Source organism: Rhizobium sophoriradicis (genome assembly GCF_003939025.1).
In the GTDB taxonomy this organism is placed as follows: Bacteria; Pseudomonadota; Alphaproteobacteria; order Rhizobiales; family Rhizobiaceae; genus Rhizobium; species Rhizobium sophoriradicis.
The window spans coordinates 179,194-198,057 of the sequence record NZ_RQIH01000011.1 but is presented as its reverse complement, the minus strand read 5'-3'; the positions used below and the strand labels follow the sequence as shown (position 1 = coordinate 198,057).

Genomic DNA, 18,864 nt, shown 5'->3' with positions numbered 1-18,864 from the left:
GCTTGCGCGAAGGTGGCTCAGAAGCCTGACTGGATGCGCGAGAAGACCAGATTGGTGAAAATCGAGATCTGCGAGCCGACGAAGGGTGCTGTGACCCCGACGGTGATCAGCACTGCGACGATCTTCGGCACGAAGGTCAGCGTCGCTTCCTGCACCTGCGTCAATGCCTGGATCAGGGCAATTACCAAACCCACCACCATCGCGGCGATAACGGCGGGACCGGCGGCAATCAGGACGGTCCAGATCGCGGCTTGGAACAGATCCAATGCATCAGCTTCATTCATCTAAGGCAACCTCATATCGCCTCGAAGCAGCCCCGCCATTGCCGGGCCGCTGTTGATTTGTATCACCCGACGCGTCGGCGCCGCGGTATCAGGTATCGCTGCTGTCGCTGGTCGTGGTCGGCGCCTTGTCCGCAACGGTGATTCCCGCCTGTACGAGTATCTTACCGCCATCTGTGGTCGTCGCAATGATGCCGTCGGAATAAACCTTGACGGATTCGACGGTGCCTTTGACGGTGCCGTCGGCGCTTTCCATGTATTTGCCGACGTAGCTGCTCGCCTGGGTGAGGCTCGAGCTTGACAGAAGCGTATCGAGCTTGGTGTTCGTCTGGATCGTCTGCTCGACCTGCGAGAAGCTTGCCAGCTGCGACATCTGCTCGCTGGCATCCATCGGATCGGTCGGATCCTGGTTCTTCATCTGCGCAATGAGCAACTGCAGGAAATTATCATAGTTCAACGTCGCCTTTTTCTGGGCCGAACTCGTCGAACTCGTCGTCGAAGTGCTCACGCTCGAGGTTGCATCTACCGCCATGGTGCGATCTCCCTGCGAATCTGCTCGACCATCGTCGGCGGCATTTCGTGGTTGTTCATAATATTGTCTTCGATCGCATAGAGACCGCGGATTGCCTTCAACGCATCGAAGGCGCGGCCGGTCGACACAAGCGCATCGACGCGCTTCAGTTCGGCGAGGATCTCTTCATTCTTGAAGCAGGTGAGCAGCATGGTGATCGACTTGCGGAACATCGCCGTCGACTGGTCCTTGCCCTCGGGGTTGATGAGGATCATCTGCGCGATGAAGTAGAGCTGGCGCAGGGGCGTCGTCGCACCTTCCGGCTGGAGGACGTGATTTTCGAGAAGGAACGTCACATCGTTCAGGAATTCCAGCGCGACCTTGCGGTCGACACGCAGGACGGCGCCGTTGATGAAGATTCTTTCTCCGGCTTTCAGAGAAATGCGTAGTGTACTTTTCATTTAAGTCCATCCCTGATGATGGTGGTAACGTCGATGATGCCCTGGTAGTTATTAGACAGACGTTTTCTGATCCTGTCGCATTCCTTCAAAATCCAGATTGCGATCGAGATGAGATTGGCCCTGAGCTGAACATCCAGCTGGTTGTCCGGATGCTTCAGATCCTCGATGAAGCTGATCCACACCCGACGCGTATAAAACAGGGCTTCAATGGCTTCCCGACCGTATTTTTCCTTGTCGCGCGCCAACGCCAGCAGTTCTATGGACCGGTCAAGAACCTGCCATTCCCGCTCTTTCGCGTCGGCCACCGAGTCCTGCATGACTTCGGCATATGAGAACTGATACATTCATGCATCCTCGTTTATATTGCGCGCCTTTGCTCATCAAAGGTAGTTTACGAGACTCAACTGCTGGATCTTCGAAACGATCGTGTAAGCGGTTTCAAGCTGTGTTTCCAAAGTCTTGACGAGGGTCGAGGCTTCGTACGGATCGACGCCCTGGAGATCGACCAGCTTGTTCTTGATGATGTTCGACTGAGCGTCGAGAGCGTCGTTGGACTTCTTGACACGCTCCTGGGAAAGACCGAGCTGGCTTGCCTGCGTCACCAGCCCACTGGTCGCCTTGGCCGTGTAGCTGATTGCCTGCTTGGAGACAGTCGTCATTGCATCCGTGCTGAGGTTCTGGCCGAGCAGCGCGGAGGTCATGACCGAGGCGAGCGCAAAATAACGCATGCCTTCGGAATTGGCGTTGGTCGAGGATTCGATCACTTCCGAGTTGCTGATGCGGCTCGTCATGTTCTGGCTCGATGCCTGCGACCATCCGGTCGCCGCATTGGTCCAATTGGCCTGGCTGAACATCGGCTCGACCGTCGTCGTGATGAAGGTCTGCATTTCGGCGCCGGTGAGATCGCTGACGGCCTTAGGTGGGACAAGAGCAGCGGCATAACTGTTCAGCGCCGTGACGATGGCCGCACTCGTGGCGGTCGTCTTGTCGGTCAGCGGCTGCACGTCGGTATTGATGCCGGAGAACAGATATTCGCCGTTCACCATGGTATTGGCCGTGTCCATCATGGTGGAGAGCGCGCTGGTTGCCGACTGGATGGCGACTGTGATGCTGCCGGGGTCCTTGCTGCCCTGCAGTGCCGTCAGCTTCGAAACGAGGCCATCGCCGACGTCCTTCATCTTGGACAGGCCGAGCTGCGAGGATTCCATGCGGGCGGTGACAAGCGAATTGCTTGCTTTGATCGAGTCGATCCTGTCGGTCTCGCGGGTGAAGTCGACGCTTCTGGCAGCATTGCCGCCGAGCGAGACACCGATATCCGCATAGACTCCCGTCGTTGCTTCCATCGTCGCCTTCGTCATCTGGTTCTGCGCCTGACGGATCGTCAAGCGCATCGCATTCTGAATGGCGGTACTTGAAATAAATGAGCTCTTCATGGCTTAACTCGCGATATCCAGCAATGACTTCAACATTTCGTCTACAGCGTTAAGGATTTTGGTCGCCGCTTTGTAGGACTGTTCGATATCGAGAAGCAGCGTCAGTTCCTCGTCGAGGTTGACGCCGGTTTCGTTGGAATAGGCTTCGTCGGAGCGCGACAGGGCCGCCGAGGTGTTTTCCGCAGCCGTCGTGGCGTTGCTGCGATACTGCTCGAGCCAGCCGAGGGAATTGGTCGCGTATTCCATGATGCTGACGTTAGAATCGATGCCCGTCGTCGCGTCGAACCCGACCGGAGCCCCGGCTGCCGGATCGAAATCGATGTCGGCGCTCATCGCGGTATAGAGTCGGTCGAGTTCAGCCGTGTAACCGCTGACGCCTGACGTGTTCAGGACGACGCCGGTGGCGTTGACGCCGCCATCGCGCAGGCGCATCGGGTCGCCGCCCTGCGAGGTGATCACCCGGCTGCTGACACTGATGGTCGATGCCATGCCGGCAACTGCGGTGGCGCCGGTATCGACCGTGCCGCCGCTCCAGGTGAAAAGGCCGGGCACATAGGCCGGGGGCGCAGCGGTATTCTGCTCCTTGAAGAGCGAGACAAGGCCGCGGGCGATTTCGTCGAGCTGCTTCTGGAAGTTCGGGGCGATCTCGTCGCGGATCTGGAGAAGCGACTGGAGGCTCCCCTGCCCCGTCGTGGTCGAACCCTTGCCGAGCGGCAGCGCAACGCCGTCGATATAGACCGAATTGCCGACAATGGAGGCGGTATAGACATCCTGGGACTTGAACGTCACCTTGCGCGGGACCGTCTCGAAGAGGATCGTCCCGTCAGGCGTGCTCAACACCATGTCGTTGTTGTCGCGCGTCGTCGCGCTGACGCCGACGATCTCAGAAATCTGCTTCAGGACCTTCTCGCGCTCATCGAGGGCGCCGGATGCGTCCGTGCCGGAGGCAGTGGCAGTCTTGACCGCATTGTTGGCCTTTTCGAACTGGCTGAGCAGCGTGTTCAGCTTATCGACGGCGGTGGCGATTTCCTTGTCGGCGTTGGCGCGAACATCCTGGACGGATTGCGAGGCATTGTTCAGCGAGTTGGCGACGTCCTGGGCGGCAGTAATGGCGCCCTGGGCAGCGACCGTGCTGCCAGGCGTGGTGCGGAAGGCCTGAAGTTTTTCCTGGAAAACGCCGAGATAGGTGGATGGCGACGTTTCGTAGTCGTTGCCACCCATGATCGACTTGAGGTCCTCGAGACCGCCCAGCAAAGTCTGCTGGGCGCTGTCCTGAGAGGACGTCTTGAGGTACTGGCGCAGCAGGGCGTCTTCCTGTGCCCGGTTGATCTGCACAACCTGAGCGCCGTTCAGGGACGTGGTAAGCATTGCCTGCCGGCGCACGTAATCCTTGTTTCCAGCATTGGAGATATTGTTCGATACGACACTGCTCTGCGTGCCGGTATTGTTGAATATGCTCTGCGCGGTATTAAGTGCGGACGTGAGCGACATGGCTTATCCGTTACCCTACTTATCTCTTGAGGTTGACGAGTACGTCCATGATGTCGGAACCCGTCTGGAACACTTTCGAATTGGCGGTATAGCTGCGCTGCGATTCGATCATCTCGGTCAGTTCGCCGGCGAGGTCGACGTTCGAACCTTCGAGAGCGCCTGACTTGATCGTGCCGAGGCCGTTGGTCTGCGGGAAGCCGGTGACGGTGACGCCCGACTGGCCGTTGGCGCTGTAGACGTTGCCGCTCATCAGGGTCAGTTTGTCCGGGCTTGCGACATTGGCGAGCGGGATACGATAGAGCGGCTTTGTGCTGCCATCCTCGTACTTGGCGTAAACGATGCCGTCGCCGTCGATGGTGACGTCCTTGACCGGTGTCGCCGCCTGGCCATTAGGCGTGCCGGTGCCGGAGAAGTCGGCGCCGAGCTGCGTCAAGCCTGAGAAATCCATGGCGATCGTCTGCCCGGTCACGCCATCCGTGATGTTGACAGCGCCGCCCGTGAGCAACTTGCCATCGCGGTCGAAGGTGATCGTTCCGTTGCCGACTGCCCCACCGGCGCTGTAGGGGAACGAAGTGGTGCCGCCGACCGCCGCGTTGGCGTTGCGGAACATCGCCACTTCCCAGGTGGCGGCAGCAGCGGGAGGCGCCGGCGGCGGTGCTGCCGCGACCGCGGTCTTCGTGAAGTAGAAGTCGTACATCACCTTGTTGCCGAGACGGTCGTAGGCGACCATCGAGACTTTCTTGGTGTCGGTTGTCGGGGTGGCGGGGTTGGCGCTCGGGCGCGACGCAGCGGCTGCAACCACGTTGGCATTGGAATCGAGGTTGCCTTTGAAGACCCCTGAGGTCGAGGCGATGGCGGTCAGGCCGTCCTGGTTGACGTTGACGGGCACGAGACCGTCGAAGCCGTTGACGACGACGGCGGGAGAGCCGGAGTCGTAAGAATAGCCCATCAGCTGGAAGCCGGCGGCGTTGACGAGGTTTCCTTCATCGTCCTTCTGGAAATCGCCGGCGCGGGTCAGCACCGGTGTGCCGTCGGGGCCTTGGACGATGAAGAAGCCGTCGCCGGAAATCGCAAGATCGGTGGTGGAGGTGGTGTAGGAGATGTCGCCCTGATCGGAGACAGCCTGGCGCACCGAGGTCTGCACGCCACCGGAATTGTAGTTGCCGCCCGAGGAGGGCAGGACCAGCGACGAGAAGCTCGTCGAAACGGCCTTGTAACCGGTGGTGTTCACGTTGGCGATGTTGTCGGCGACAGTGCTGAGGCGGTTCGCCTGCGCGTTCATCCCCGATACTGCCGTCTTCATGCTGCCGAAAATGCTCATCTGAAAACCTCGTTTTACCTGTTAAGCTCAAGAGTATTTGGCGGGCCTTGCGTGAAGCTGTCTGTTATGCGGACAGCGAGGCCAAATATTCAACTTCAGCCGGGCGTTTCCTTCCGGCTGAAAAATCAAGCCCAATCAATGCAGTAACCAAGGAAGCGCTTGGAATCGACCGGATCGACGCCGAGCTTCTTGCGCAGCTTCTTGCGCAGCTTCGAGATGTGGCTTTCGACGACATTCTCCTCGACCTCTTCGTCGAAGATGCCGTAGATAGCGTTGAAGATCTGAGTCTTGGTGACCCGGCGACCGCGATTGGCGATCAGATATTCGAGGATGCGGCGCTCGCGCCGGGGCAGCGCGAAGACTTCGCCGTTGATCTCGGGGTCACGACCATCCGAGAAGACGCGGATGCCGCCGATATCGGTGTAATTGGCGATCGCCTTCAGCCGGCGCCGGATCGCAGCCGCCCTGGCGAGGATTTCGCGCGGATGCACCGGCTTGCGCACGACGTCGTCGACGCCGCAATCGAAAAGCGCCAGCGTGTTTTCCAGCGAGGGCTGGTCGCTGACGGCGATCACCGGCGCCATCGAGCGATCCCGGATCGCCCTCGGCAGCTCCAGGCTGCGCTGGCCCTGACCGATCAGGAAGGCCTCGACGGCCGCAATATCCGAATCGGCGGCGGTCTGAACCCAGTCGCCAAATTCCGATGGATCAAAACCGGTAGAGGGAATGCCCTCCCGGCCAAACAGAGATGTATATCCGTCTTTCACGAGCTCACGCTCATCAACCACTACGATCATTCGTCCGCCTCCGAATCAGTGTGGCACTTCGATGATCTATGGGTACGAATCGCACGAATCGGCGACAACTCGTTAAAGTTAATGGCAGAAACTAATAATTGATTAAGATCCGCATGGCGATTTGGTCTATATCTAGTGGCCGACCGGAATTATGCACACAAAAATTTCGTGGAAAAGTTAACGACCCGTTAATTATGGCTTGCGCATGCAATTCGTGCCGGAATCCTGCCATATTACGACACATTTCCGTCACAATGCGTGTCTTCTATCTTTGGTTGATTTAATTTCGGCAAAAGTTACTCGCATTAGGAGTCCATTTGCCATAGCCAGTGGCCACCAGATTGGCGATGACGCGGCAGACATATTGCTTCTGCGCGGGGTCGTTGTTCGGTCCCGCATGGTATCTTGCTACCGCCATCGTCCAGGTCTCGTGACGGTCATGCAGGTTGCGAAGAAACCTCGCCGCATATTCCACGTTGCGGTGCGGATCGAACATATCCTCCGCGGAAGCGAAATTCTCGCTGTGATAATAGTGGTTGATCTGCATGCATCCGATGTCGATGAGCTTGGCGCCGCTCCTGCGGGCGACATCGAACTGCCTCATCGCGTCCTGCTCGGATGGCGGGAAGATCGCCTTGCCTTCGACGTTCATGGCATAGGGATAGAGCGAGCCCTTGCGGCCGGTCTCCGTCAGACCGACCGAATAGAGGATGCCTTCCGGGATGCCGTATTTGGCGGCAGCCGACTGGATTTCGCGTTCGCAGGCGCCGGTGGAGGCGGACGCCTCAGAGGTAAACGCCGCCAGCGCCGCTGCTGCGAGCCCCGCCAGCAGAAACGTCTTCAATACCGGTCTCGCCTGCGCCATTGAAGCCTCCATCCGTCTGCTGGCCCGTCTGATTGTAGCGCTCGCGCGCCGCCCCGCCCTGCCCTTGCTGGGCGAGCGACTGCTGCTGGGAGGCCTGCCCCTGACCGCTGGCCTGGTTGCCGGCGTCGGTACGCTCGACGGGGGCCATGCTGATGGTGATGTTGTCGACCGCATAGCCCTGGCTGCGCAGCGCTTCCAGGATCTTGCCGTGATCTTCCTTCAGTTGCCGATAGGCTGCGCCGGTATCGACCTTGAGGTCGACGTTCAGGGCGTCGCCGGACAGCCGCATGGTCGCCGTCACCAGGCCAAGATCGATCGGGTTCATCTGGATCTTCAGCGTGTTGACCACCTTGCCGGTGCTCGTCCATTCCGCCGCGTTGGAGAGGGCCGAACTCGGCTCCATCGCTCGCGCCCATTCGGAATCGCCGGAAAGGGCTGCGGTGACGGCGGCGGAATTGGTATTCTGCGCCAGGCCGATATAGCGGCGCGATTCGAGGACCGAGACGTTTTCGACATCGGCCTTCTTCGCGCCGTCCTTCGGTCCAGCCTGATCCGCACCGATGTGAACATCCATCGATAGGCCACGCCCGTCGGCGCGGCTGAGCCGGAAGGTTCTGCCGTCAGCGGCTTCGGCGTTCTCCGCACCCGGAACCCCGATCTCATCCGTCTTGACGTCTTCGACATTGCCGCTGACGGCGGCCAGGGCGTCGGATGCGTGGCCGCTCGTTTTGGCGTCGGGCGCGGTCTTCTTGTCGACAGGCCCGGCCTCCCCGGCCGTGGCGGCGAGATGTGCAGCGGCTGCGGTCGGCAAGGCGACCGCCGCGCCGGCGGGCTCCTGCTTCAGCAGGCCGAGGACATCGGAAATGCCGCCGTCATCATCCTCGCTGTCGGCATCCGCATCTGTTTTCGAGAGGTCGCTCTTGACGTGCTTGACGCCCTTGGCCACCTGCCCGGCCTCGTCGGCGGACAGATCCTTGGCATCGAGCTTGCCGAGATCGGCCGGCAATTTGCGCTGATCCTTTGCAGGCTTTGCGACTGTCTTTTCGCCATTGGCGATCACTTCTGGCTGCACCTCGGCCTGCGCCTTCAGGGCGGCGTCGCTGAGATCGATCAACGGTTTGGCGCGGCTGCGGATCGTCCGCGCCACCTTTGCCGCGTCGCCATCGGCAACCGCGCCCTGGTCCGGCTGCGCATCGTCGGGCGCCTCGTTGGCGGCGCTGCCGCTCGCCTTGGCGAGCACATCGGAGAAGTCGCCCTTCTGACCGGCGGCGTCACCCTTTCCCGCCGTTTTGGCGGATTTCGCTGCCGCAGCCGCCTCCGCACCAGAGGCTCCGCCCGAGACGCTCAAATCCATCATTGTTCGTTGCCTTCCTGCGCCAGAAGACCATCGATCTCGTCGAGCTTGGATCGGCTGGTCGTCACAAATGCGTTGAATGAGGGGGCGGTATCCTGGCTCTGGCCAGTCGATGCCACACCTCCCGGAACAGGCTCGGGATGCGCGCCTGGCGCTCCCGGTTGCATGGCGTTTGCCGCAGCCTTGTCAGAAGTGATTTCTTGATGAGAAGTATTAGGGTCGGATGCTTGCGTCAGGCTTGCCGGGTCCGGCGCGCGCAGGATCTGCTCGGCGACGGATCGCGCCGCCGCCTGCAGCGCCTGATCCCGCGGCGACAGCGCTTTGCCGTCGATGCCGCTGACATTCTTCGCCGCCTGATCGATATCCTGCGTGGGAAGGCCGGCCATGCCGCCATAAAAATCGGCGAGCGGGCCGAAGGCATTGTCGGTGCCTGCGCCAAGCGACTGCACGCGTTCGACCGCCATGCGCGCCAGCTCCGGCTTGCCCGATATCGCTGCAGCACGGGCGATGCGCAGATAGACCTCACGCTGGCGCGGCGCATCCATGAAGGACAGGATGTCGACGACATCCTGCGGTTTCACGTCGCGATCATGGGCGACGACGAGCTTGACGAAAAGATCGGCAAATTGGCTGGCATAGGGCGAATGCAGGAAACGGCGGGCATAACGCTGCGAATAGGCCAGCCCCCTGTCGAGCATTCCCTTATCGACGCAGATCGCGACGGAACGGCGCAAGGCCGCCTCCTCGACGATCGTGCCCGGCGCGGCAAGACGCGCCTGGTCGTAGAGACTAAGCGCATCCGTCGGTTTCGTCGCGATCAGCACATTGCCGCCGATCAGCGCCAGGTAGGGACCGATCTTCTTGTCGCGATATTCCCTGGCTGTTTCCTCCAGCATCCTGGCGACGAGGAGCCCTTTACCACTCAGATATTTGCGCAGCACCTCGGTGACGCGGTTGTCGAAATAGCCGTTGACGTCATGGGCGATCAGGTATTCGAGCGTCTGGGGATTGCCGCCGCTCATCGTATAGATCAGCGCAGCATCGACATTGCGGTCGTCGTCGTAGATCGACGTATCGGCCGTGCGCAGCCGCTCGTCGATCGTACCCAGCATGAAGCGCTGCATCTCGCCGGCCGAATGATCGCCGGCAACGACGGAATCCTGCACGAACTGCAGCGACCGCAGCATCTTGTACGGCGAGAGATCATCCGGATCCTGCGCATGGCCTGCGGCCGGCGAAAGCATCGCCAGGCCAAGGGCCATAAATCCGAAGTAGCGATGCTGCCGACGCGCCATCCGAATATCCTTAATCCGCCTGCACCAGGATCTCGATCCGGCGATTGGCCGCGTTGAACGGGTCGGCAGGCAACTTCAACCGACGATCGGCGAAGCCGGAGACCTGCGAGATGCGCTTCTCGTCCAGCCCGCCGCGCACGAGCATGTAGTAGGCACTCTGGGCGCGGTCCATCGACAGCCGCCAGTTCTCGTTCTGCGCGCCCTTGTACTGACGCCCGTCCGTGTGGCCACGGATGGCGACGGCGCCGCCCCTCTCCTTCAGAATGGTACCGATCCTTTCCATGGCGAGCACCATCTCCTGGCGCGGAACCGCGGAACCGATATTGAACATCGAGTCGTCGTTCTGGTCGGAGATGCTGACCAGCAGGCCGCCTTCGGCCGCCGTCACCGTCAGGCCTTCGGCAAGTTTGCCGGCAACGCCGCCGATCTGTTGGGCGATCTGCTGCTGAAGCGCATCCGCTTCCTTCTTCTGCTGTTCGGTCCCAGCCGCGCTCTTGTCGGCATCCTTCTGATGATCGGCGTCCTTCTGAGCTTCCGCCTTCTTCTCGTCAGGCACCTTGCCGTCCGCCTTGGCCTCCTTGGTCTCGGCGGCGCCCTTGGTCTCCTTGCTCTCCTTGGCGTCCTTGGCGGGCTGCTGGTCGGTCGCCAGAGGCACCGGCTTCATATCCTCAGCCTTGGCGACCTCGGTTGTCTCGCTCTCGGCCGCCTGCTGCTCGCTCTTGCCGGGTGGCAGCGTTTTTCCGGCCGTTGTCACTTCGACCTGCTTCGTCCAGAAATCCGGATCGAAGGGATCGCGATAGGCTTCGCCGCCATCGGCGCCGGTCGCCGGGCCGGAATCGGCCGCGCCGCCATCGCCCTTGGCGCTGACATTGGCCTGCTGACCAACTTCCTGTGCGATCTCGGCAAGGACCGAATAAGGATTTTCGAAGAAGTCTGCTTCGGAATAATTGGTCTGGTCGCCTGAAGTCGACGTCTGGTCGTCACCGTCCGCGGCGGACTTGCCCTCGGTCGGATTGTCTTCCTTCTGTTTGGACTTTTCGTTCTTCTCCTCGCCCTCGGCATGGTCGACAGGCTTCTTCAGGCCCTTCTCCGTCGGCTTTTCGTCGGCGAGCTTGATCGGATTGAAGTAGGTCGCAACGGCGGCCTTGGTTTCCTCGTTGGCGGCGTTGACCAGCCACATGACCAGGAAGAACGCCATCATTGCCGTCATGAAATCGGCATAGGCAATTTTCCACGCACCGCCATGGGCACCATCGTGATCACCGCCGCCATGCCGCTTGACGATGATGATCTCGTTCCTGCCGTGGTGATGGTTTTCGCCTTCGCTCATTCGAGAACTTTCTTCAAGCTGGCCGCCCAGGCGGACATACGGGTGACGATGACGGAGTCATCGATTTCGACGGCAAGATCGATATCGTCGCTCTCCAAGTGGCGAACCGCCGTGGCATGTTCGCCGAGCTCGGCCTTTAATATGTCGAAGAGCCGGGTCGGCCCCCTGACGACGATCGGCCCGGCCGCGCCCTCGAGAATGGCGTCGCGCAGCAATGCGGCGAGGTTTTCGGCGGCCTTGGCCGCAAGCGCTTCCGTCATGACGGGCGCAATGGCCGCAGCCGCGCCGGCACTGACCAGTTGCGCAACCTCTTCGGCGATATCACGGACGCGCGAGGCGATGACCGCGGCCGCCTCGACTTCATAGCGGAGCTTCAGTTCTTCGAGCTCGCGCGCATGAACCTCGGCCAGAGCGCGCGCATCGCTTTCATATTTCTCGGTCAAATCAGCGGTCGCCGCGGCATGGCCTTGCGCATAGGCATCGCGACGCTCCGCCTCGACGTCGACCGGCAGTTCGCTCGGCGTCTCGGCAAAAACATCGCCGGGGAAATCGTCGATGTCGATGATCGGCGCTGACGGTTTCGGTTCGCCGAAATCCTTCAAATACCGAGAAAGCGAAATGCTCATAGAAACCATCCAGCATCCGGGGGACATGCGGCATGCTGCCCCCCGTTCAAAATGACCTTGCGCGCGACATGTCCTTCGCGGCGAACAAGGCTTGACCTTGCGCCGGCATGATTTCGGACGATGCCTTCATGCCGGAAACTAGGAAGTCAAACTTGCGCGAGGATGAATGGCGCCGCCGCCACCCGCGATCGCGCGCAACTCTATTCCAGCAGAATGAGGATCTTGCTGGCAGCCGTGTTCAGGATCGAGATCGCTTCGACGGCCATCTGCTTCTGGGTTTCGATCGCCTTCTGCCGGATCGAAGCCTCATCCATATCGGTATCGACGAGCGCGCCGACACTCTTGTCGATCGAATCGGACAGATCGGCGGTGTAATCGATCTGATCGTCGATACGCGCCTTCATCACGCCGATCGAGGCGGATGTCGTCGTCAGTGAGGAGAGCAGAGAGTCGGTCACATCAAGCATGTCGGCGAGCTGGGCGTCGGTGGTGTTCTTGCCGATCGCGACTTCCGTGCCCGTCGCCGGCGTCGTCGAATCGGCGTCCAGCAGGTAATAGTTCCGCGGTCCCGTGCCGCTGTTGTTGATCGCCTGGGCATCGATTGCCTTGGTGAACAGGCCGCCGCTCGCGTTGTTCTTGTCGATGAGGATGGTCTGCGATGAGGGGAAGTCGATGCTCTGAGCCTGGTATTCGCCGGTCGGGGCGCGCACGAAGCCGGAAATGACCGACCATGTCGGCGGCGCTGCCTTGTCACTGTTCAGCAACCAGTTTTCCCCTGCAAAGGACGTCGATTCGACGACGGTCCTCAGCTGTTCCTTGTATTCGCTGATCTCGGCGTTGATTTTGTCCTTGTCGGTGCCAGGCTCTCTTGCCGCAACGAGCTTGGCGCGGATCTGGGTGACGAGATCGATCGCCGAAGTCATCGCCGTATAGGTCGCATCCACCTTGGCGGCGCCGAGACCGAGCGCGTCGCCGATCGTGCCGAGATTGGTGCTGTCCGAGCGCATGACGGTCGCGACCGACCAGTAAGAGGCATCATCGGCGGCCGTCTCGATCCGATATCCGGAAGACACTTGCTGCTGGGTCTGACTGGCTTCTTTGTTGATGCTGCGCAGCACTGCAAGTGCATTCACCGCGGCCGCGCTGGTAATCTTTACGGTCATCGACAGGGTCTCGGAATAAGATGAAAGGGCAGGCCGGGTTGCCGGCGGCGACTGAAGTGGCGTCATGCCTCCGGCGAAATTTCCACCGGTGTCGCAAAAGCAAATCAACTCGAGGTGAGGTTAACTCGATATCAACCTATTCGGCAAGAGCGCGGCGCTAAGCGCAAATCAGCGAAGCATGAGTCCGAATAAGATATTGATATACAAGAAAGAACCGCGCCGTTTCGGGCGCGGTCCAGATGGTTTTCGGCGTAGCGCCGGACGGCGGCGCAAGATTCGGTCCAGCTTCAGCGGCCGATTTAGCTGCGGAACAAGGTGAGGATGTTCTGCGCGCTGGAGTTGGCGATCGACAGCGACTGGATCGCCAATTGCTGCTGTGTCTGCAACGCCGTCAACTTGCTCGATTCCTCTTCCATGTCGGCATCGACGAGGCGTCCGACGCCCGAGTCGATCGAATCGCTCAGCGCTCCAACGAAATTTTCCTGCAGTTCGATGCGCGTGGAAATCGAACCGAGCTGCGAGGCAGCCTTGGTCATGGCTTCGAGGCCGGCCTCGATCGACGTCAAGGCCATCGAGATCTCAACCGAGCCGAAGGTGCTGATGTCCATCGAGTAGATCGAGCCGATCGTGCCGTATGATGTGCCGATAATGCCGGCAGCCGTGTCGATCGTGCCGGTCGAGGTCATGCCGAAGAGAACGTTGCCCGCGGAGCTCGTGTCCAGGACGTAGTCCGTCGTCTTGACCGAGACATTGCCGTTGCCGTCGCGCACGAAGGTGGAAACCACGCTCTTGGTGCCGTCAGCGCCGGCGACCCAGTTTTCGCCCGAGAAGGAAGCCGACTGAGCGATGCTCAGGAGCTGCTGCTGCAACTGCCCGATTTCTTCCTGGACCTTGGTCTTGTCGACGCCCTTTTCGGTTGCCGCGACGATCTTCGCCTTGATTTCGCTGATTACGTCGATGGCGCTGTCCATGGCGGAATAAGCGGTGTCGACCTTGGCGGCGCCGAGGCCGAGCGCGTCGGAAACGGCGGAAAGTGCCTTGTTGTCCGAACGCATGGTCGTTGCAATCGACCAGTAGGCGGCGTTGTCGGCAGCCTTTTCGACGCGGTAACCCGAGGATACGCGGTTCTGCGTGCTTTCGAGGCTGTCGTTGATGCCGCGGAGCGTCTGAAGAGCGGCCATCGCCGCCACGTTGGTCAAAATGCTGGTCATGAAATGATTGCCCCTTGTCGGCAGGTGGGAAAAAGGGACATTCCGGAAAGCCACCGGGAACGGGGATCAGCCTCATGCCTGTTAACCGGTTCTTAAGTTCGGTTAACTCGCCGTCTCGTTGGCCTGAGAAAACAGCATTATGGTTAATCAACCGTTAACGAGAATAAAAAAGCCGCGCTCCATCGAAGCGCGGCTCGATTTCGAGGCGCCCGCCGGATACCGGCGGGCCGATATTTCCGAGGGTTATTAGCCGCGGAAAAGCGACAGGATGGTCTGCGACGAGGAGTTCGCGATCGACAGCGACTGGACAGCCAGCTGCTGCTGAGTCTGCAGAGCGCTGAGCTTGGAGGATTCTTCTTCCATGTTGGCGTCAACGAGACGGCCGACACCGGAGTCGATCGAGTCGCTGAGAGCGGAGACGAAGTTTTCCTGCAGTTCGATGCGCTTGGAGATCGAGCCGAGAGCAGCGCCAGCGCTGGTCATGGCCTTCAGAGCCGATTCGACGTTGGTCAGTGCCGACTGGATCTGGCCGAGGGTGAAGTTGGTGATGTCCATTGCGTAGACGGAACCGGTCGCACCATTAGACGTGCCGAGGATACCCGTGGAGGTTTCGACCGCACCGCCGCTCATGCCGAACAGAACGTTGCCCATGGAGCCGTCGTCGAGAACATAGTCGGTCATCACGACCGAAACGGCGTTGGAGCCGTCGCGGACGAAGGAGGCGACAACGTTCTTGGTACCGTCAGCGCCGGCAACCCAGTTTTCACCGGAGAAGGAAGCCGACTGAGCGACGCTCAGGAGCTGCTGCTGCAGCTGGCTGATTTCTTCCTGGACCTTGGCTTTGTCGACGCCGTTTTCAGTCGCGGCAACCAGCTTGGCCTTGATGTCGCCGACGACGTCGATGGCGCTGTCCATTGCGGAGTAAGCGGTGTCGACCTTGGCGGCGCCGAGACCGAGAGCGTCGGAAACAGCCGAGAGAGCCTTGTTGTCCGAACGCATGGTCGTTGCGATCGACCAGTAAGCAGCATTGTCGGAAGCCTGGCCGACGCGATAGCCGGACGAAACGTGAGCCTGGGTTGTCTGGAGACCCTGGTTGATGCCGCGGAGAGTCTGGAGGGCTGCCATTGCAGCGTTATTGGTGTTGATGCTCGTCATAGTTTGCTTGCCCCTTGTTGGCAGATTTTAAGAAGGGACATTCCGGATTTCGGCCGGCCCACAGCGATCAGCATCATGCCTGTTAACCATTGTCGTTAAGGTTAACTCGCCGTTTCGATGGGCCTAGAAAACAGCAAGATGGTTAAGGAAAACTAAATCGGAAATGGAAATAGCGTAAAAATATCTGAAACTTAGAAGGATTTTTATTAACCTTATATTAAAACATTTCGCGGCCGGGGACGACCCGGCCGCGAAACTTGGAAACCTGGTGCCGACCGCTTTTAGCGGAAGAGCGACAGGATGTTCTGCGAAGAGGAATTCGCGATCGATAGCGACTGGATCGCCAGCTGCTGCTGGGTCTGCAGGGCGCTGAGCCTGGAGGATTCTTCTTCCATATTGGCGTCGACGAGACGGCCGACACCGGAGTCGATCGAGTCGCTGAGGGCGGAGACGAAGTCGTCCTGGCTGTCGATGCGCTTGGAGAGCGAGCCGAGAGCAGCGCCGGCGCTGGTCATGGCCTTCAGAGCCGCTTCAACATTGGTCAGAGCGGTCTGGATCTGGCCGGCGGTGAAGTTGGTGATGTCCATCGCGTAGATCGAGCCGGTCGCGCCCGACGAGGTCCCGAGGATGCCCGTGGAGGTTTCAACCGTGCCGTTGCTCATGCCGAACAGGACGTTGCCGGCGGAGCCGTCGTCGAGAACATAGTCGGTCGTCGTGACCGAAACGGCGTTGGAGCCGTCGCGGACGAAGGAGGAAACGACGCTCTTGGTGCCGTCAGCGCCGGCAACCCAGTTTTCGCCGTTGAAGGAAGCCGACTGCGCGATGCTCTTCAGCTGCTCTTGCAGCTGGCTGATTTCTTCCTGGACCTTGGCCTTGTCGACGCCGTTTTCAGTGGCGGCAACCAACTTGGCCTTGATGTCGCCGACGACGTCAATGGCGCTGTCCATTGCGGTATAAGCGGTGTCTACCTTGGCAGCACCCATGCCGAGAGCGTCGGAAACAGCGGAAAGTGCCTTGTTGTCCGAACGCATGGTCGTTGCGATCGACCAGTAAGCAGCGTTGTCCGAAGCCTTTTCAACGCGATAACCAGAAGAAACGTGGTTCTGCGTGCTGTTGAGGTTCTGGTTGACGCTGCGCAGCGTCTGCAGAGCGGCCTGAGCGGAAGAATTGGTGTTAATGCTTGTCATAAATCTGTCCCCTGGAAACTAGATACAAAAAGGAGGACATACCGGACTATAATACCGGCGATGACGGACCAGCTTCATGCTACTCGGCGCCTGCTTGTTTGGCCCAAACCCGTCATGTCCAGGGCAATCTCGCAGCCAATGCTTGCCAACTTCTTAAAAATCGAGGCTCCGTTCTGGCTCCTTCCATTGCATAGTTAATGGCGGCTGAATCTGTTTCTTCGCATGCTAACATACCGGGAAAGAAGCCATTTTCTCTCATGAAAGGAAGCGCCGTCATGAGGCGCACCGGTTTCAAGCAAGCTTCGGATGGCAATGTGGCAGGTGCCGGGATAGCACCATCGGATCATCCACCCGTTTTCGGGGAGGACGGCCCGTGCCTACGCCGGGCGATCGACAGCCATGCCAGAACATTTCCTTCACGGAGTTGGGTTTTGAACAGCAAAGTTTCGTTCTCTGCGGCATCCAGAGATTATCAGGCGGGCCGCTACACACAGTCTCTGGCGACGCTCAACCAGCTCATGGATATCCAGCAGGACGCCAAGACCTACGCGCTGCTGGCCAAGAACCTCGTGCAGCTCGGCTTCAAAGCCGATGCCGCGAAAGCCTATGGCCTGGCCGGCAATTGCGAAGGACCGAACGCCTACGAATATCAGAAGCAGTCTGCCAAGCTCTATTACGAGACCGGCAACGAGGACGAAGCGCTGCTGATCGCCATGCGCAACCTCGCCAGGGCGCAGGAAGATGCCGAGCTCGCCTTCATCATCACCGCGATCTATCTGAAGCGCCAGCAGCGGGATATCATCCGCCCGTTTAAGACGGTGCTGTCGGAAAGCATGAATCCCGATCACATGCGCCTGGCGGCCCTGCTTCTCAGCGACGATCTCAACGACGCAACCAACCAGACGCTTGCGCGCAACCTCTTCAAGCGTTTTCCGGGCAATCACGCCTTCCGCTTTCTCCACCTTGTTTTCGCCCGCGAATTCAATGATTTCGAAGAGGCAGGCAAGCATCAGGCAGTGATCGACGGGGCCTTGGCAAAGGGCGATTTAGAGATCCTGCGCAAGGACAACCCTTTCTATCATCTGCACTGGTGCGGCAACGAGGATTTCAACCGGTATGCAACGATCGGCACCACGCCGCTCAACCAGGAACGGGTAGCTTTCCGCCGCAACCAGCCGCACACATGGTCAAACACGATCCGGATCGGCTACATGTCCTCGGACTTCTGGGATCGCCACGCGACGATGAAGCTGTTGCAGCGCATCCTCGAGCTGCACGACAAGGATCGGTTCGAGGTGACGCTCTTCTGCCATACCGGACCGGAATATCTGAAGCACAATGACACCGATCGCAGCCGCTGGGGCAGGATCGTCGACATTCACGGCTTCTCCGACCAGGCGGTGCTGGCAGTTGTGCGCGAGCATAATATCGACATCATGGTCGATCTGAAGGGCCATACGTCAGGCAGCCGCGCGGCAGCCTTCAACCTGCCGCTGGCACCCGTGCATGTCGGCTGGCTCGGCTTTCCCGGCAGCACTGTTAACATCGACCTCGATTACGTCATCGGCGACCATTCCGTCCTGCCCGAAGTCGCCAAGCCGTTCTACCATGAAAAATTCTGCCGATTGCCGGAGAGCTATCAACCGAACGATCCGATGCATCGTCCGAAGCCGCGTCCAGTCACCCGCGAGCAGCTCGGCCTGCCGGAAGACGCCTTCATCTTCGCCTCCTTCAACGGCAACCGCAAGATCACGCCTGAGGTCGTCAACAGCTGGTGCCGGATTCTCAAACGGGCGCCGAACAGCGTGCTCTGGCTGATGGCGAATTCGCCGCGCAACCAGGCGAACCTGTTGAAGCACTTCCAGACGGCAGGCATCTCGCCCAAGCGGATCATCTTCTGCCCGCGCGCGCCCTACGAACAACATATAGACCGCCAGCAGGCGGCCGACCTCGGCATCGACACTTTCCCCGTCAACGGCCACACGACCACCTCGGAGCAGCTCTGGGGCGGCCTGCCGGTTCTGACCGTCAAGGGCACCAATTTCGCCTCACGCGTCAGCGAGAGCCTGCTGAGAGCAATCGATCTGCCCGAGCTCGTTGCCGGCGACCTGCAGGCCTACGAGGATCTCGCCGTCGAGCTGGCGCAGAATCCCGGGCGGATCACCGAATACAAGGCGCGCCTGAAGGAGAGGCGCTATATCGCGCCGCTCTTCGACGCCGAACGTTTCTGCAATCATCTGGAGCAGGCCTACGAAATTATGGCCGACCGCGCCAAACAGCATCTCGCCCCCGAGCACATGGACATTCCGGCGCTGCCGCCGCGCACCGCGCCGTTCGCTTCCGAGTAAGGTTCGACCTGCATGAAAAACCCCGCCGGATCTCT

18 protein-coding genes are annotated in these 18,864 nt (G+C 60.0%); 1 reads left to right on the top strand and 17 read right to left on the bottom strand.

What is annotated here, in order from left to right; translation table 11 throughout:
- Positions 1 to 17: 17 nt before the first annotated feature.
- From fliQ to EFR00_RS19880, 17 genes are all read right to left on the bottom strand, one after another.
- Entirely contained in the window at positions 18 to 284 is a 267-nt protein-coding gene (gene fliQ, locus EFR00_RS19960; RefSeq protein ID WP_009992823.1) for a flagellar biosynthesis protein FliQ, read from the bottom strand.
- Positions 285 to 372: 88 nt separating this feature from the next.
- On the bottom strand, positions 373 to 813 hold the full coding sequence (flgD, locus tag EFR00_RS19955; protein ID WP_077992516.1) for a flagellar hook assembly protein FlgD: 441 nt from the start codon (positions 811 to 813) through the stop codon (positions 373 to 375).
- Positions 804 to 1,253: a flagellar biosynthesis repressor FlbT gene (gene flbT, locus EFR00_RS19950; protein ID WP_009994670.1), complete on the bottom strand. Its 450-nt coding sequence runs from the start codon at positions 1,251 to 1,253 to the stop codon at positions 804 to 806. The genes flgD and flbT overlap by 10 nt, the downstream gene beginning before the upstream one ends.
- On the bottom strand, positions 1,250 to 1,597 hold the full coding sequence (flaF, locus tag EFR00_RS19945) for a flagellar biosynthesis regulator FlaF (protein ID WP_009994672.1): 348 nt from the start codon (positions 1,595 to 1,597) through the stop codon (positions 1,250 to 1,252). The genes flbT and flaF overlap by 4 nt, the downstream gene beginning before the upstream one ends.
- A 36-nt stretch (positions 1,598 to 1,633) precedes the next feature.
- Entirely contained in the window at positions 1,634 to 2,686 is a 1,053-nt protein-coding gene (locus tag EFR00_RS19940) for a flagellar hook-associated family protein (protein WP_038686922.1), read from the bottom strand.
- A gap of 3 nt (positions 2,687 to 2,689) precedes the next feature.
- Positions 2,690 to 4,177: a flagellar hook-associated protein FlgK gene (gene flgK, locus EFR00_RS19935; protein ID WP_039617922.1), complete on the bottom strand. Its 1,488-nt coding sequence runs from the start codon at positions 4,175 to 4,177 to the stop codon at positions 2,690 to 2,692.
- Positions 4,178 to 4,196: 19 nt separating this feature from the next.
- Entirely contained in the window at positions 4,197 to 5,498 is a 1,302-nt protein-coding gene (locus tag EFR00_RS19930; protein WP_077992518.1) for a flagellar hook protein FlgE, read from the bottom strand.
- A 125-nt stretch (positions 5,499 to 5,623) separates the two neighbouring features.
- Positions 5,624 to 6,295: a transcriptional activator Rem gene (rem, locus tag EFR00_RS19925; RefSeq protein WP_009993745.1), complete on the bottom strand. Its 672-nt coding sequence runs from the start codon at positions 6,293 to 6,295 to the stop codon at positions 5,624 to 5,626.
- A 280-nt stretch (positions 6,296 to 6,575) separates the two neighbouring features.
- Entirely contained in the window at positions 6,576 to 7,139 is a 564-nt protein-coding gene (locus tag EFR00_RS19920; protein ID WP_038686916.1) for a lytic transglycosylase domain-containing protein, read from the bottom strand.
- On the bottom strand, positions 7,081 to 8,517 hold the full coding sequence (gene fliK, locus EFR00_RS19915) for a flagellar hook-length control protein FliK (RefSeq protein WP_038686914.1): 1,437 nt from the start codon (positions 8,515 to 8,517) through the stop codon (positions 7,081 to 7,083). The genes EFR00_RS19920 and fliK overlap by 59 nt, the downstream gene beginning before the upstream one ends.
- On the bottom strand, positions 8,514 to 9,809 hold the full coding sequence (gene motC / locus EFR00_RS19910; RefSeq protein ID WP_077992519.1) for a chemotaxis protein MotC: 1,296 nt from the start codon (positions 9,807 to 9,809) through the stop codon (positions 8,514 to 8,516). Before motC ends, fliK begins: the two co-directional genes overlap by 4 nt.
- 10 nt (positions 9,810 to 9,819) lie before the next feature.
- Positions 9,820 to 11,139: a MotB family protein gene (locus EFR00_RS19905; RefSeq protein WP_077992520.1), complete on the bottom strand. Its 1,320-nt coding sequence runs from the start codon at positions 11,137 to 11,139 to the stop codon at positions 9,820 to 9,822.
- A complete protein-coding gene (locus tag EFR00_RS19900) occupies positions 11,136 to 11,765 on the bottom strand; it encodes a hypothetical protein (protein WP_077992522.1) in 630 nt (209 codons plus the stop codon). The genes EFR00_RS19905 and EFR00_RS19900 overlap by 4 nt, the downstream gene beginning before the upstream one ends.
- Positions 11,766 to 11,965: 200 nt before the next feature.
- Positions 11,966 to 12,928 carry a flagellin N-terminal helical domain-containing protein gene (locus EFR00_RS19895; RefSeq protein ID WP_038692236.1) on the bottom strand — a complete coding sequence of 321 codons (963 nt, stop codon included), beginning with the start codon at positions 12,926 to 12,928 and terminating at the stop codon, positions 11,966 to 11,968.
- A 299-nt stretch (positions 12,929 to 13,227) separates the two neighbouring features.
- Entirely contained in the window at positions 13,228 to 14,139 is a 912-nt protein-coding gene (locus EFR00_RS19890; RefSeq protein ID WP_077992525.1) for a flagellin N-terminal helical domain-containing protein, read from the bottom strand.
- Positions 14,140 to 14,385: 246 nt separating this feature from the next.
- Positions 14,386 to 15,294, bottom strand: a complete 909-nt coding sequence (locus tag EFR00_RS19885) for a flagellin N-terminal helical domain-containing protein (protein ID WP_077992528.1) — start codon at positions 15,292 to 15,294, stop codon at positions 14,386 to 14,388.
- Between the two features lie 281 nt (positions 15,295 to 15,575).
- On the bottom strand, positions 15,576 to 16,481 hold the full coding sequence (locus EFR00_RS19880) for a flagellin N-terminal helical domain-containing protein (protein ID WP_039617911.1): 906 nt from the start codon (positions 16,479 to 16,481) through the stop codon (positions 15,576 to 15,578).
- Between the two features lie 431 nt (positions 16,482 to 16,912).
- Between EFR00_RS19880 and EFR00_RS19870 the strand changes: the two genes are divergently transcribed.
- Positions 16,913 to 18,829 carry an O-linked N-acetylglucosamine transferase, SPINDLY family protein gene (locus EFR00_RS19870; RefSeq protein ID WP_077992530.1) on the top strand — a complete coding sequence of 639 codons (1,917 nt, stop codon included), beginning with the start codon at positions 16,913 to 16,915 and terminating at the stop codon, positions 18,827 to 18,829.
- Positions 18,830 to 18,864: the final 35 nt, after the last annotated feature.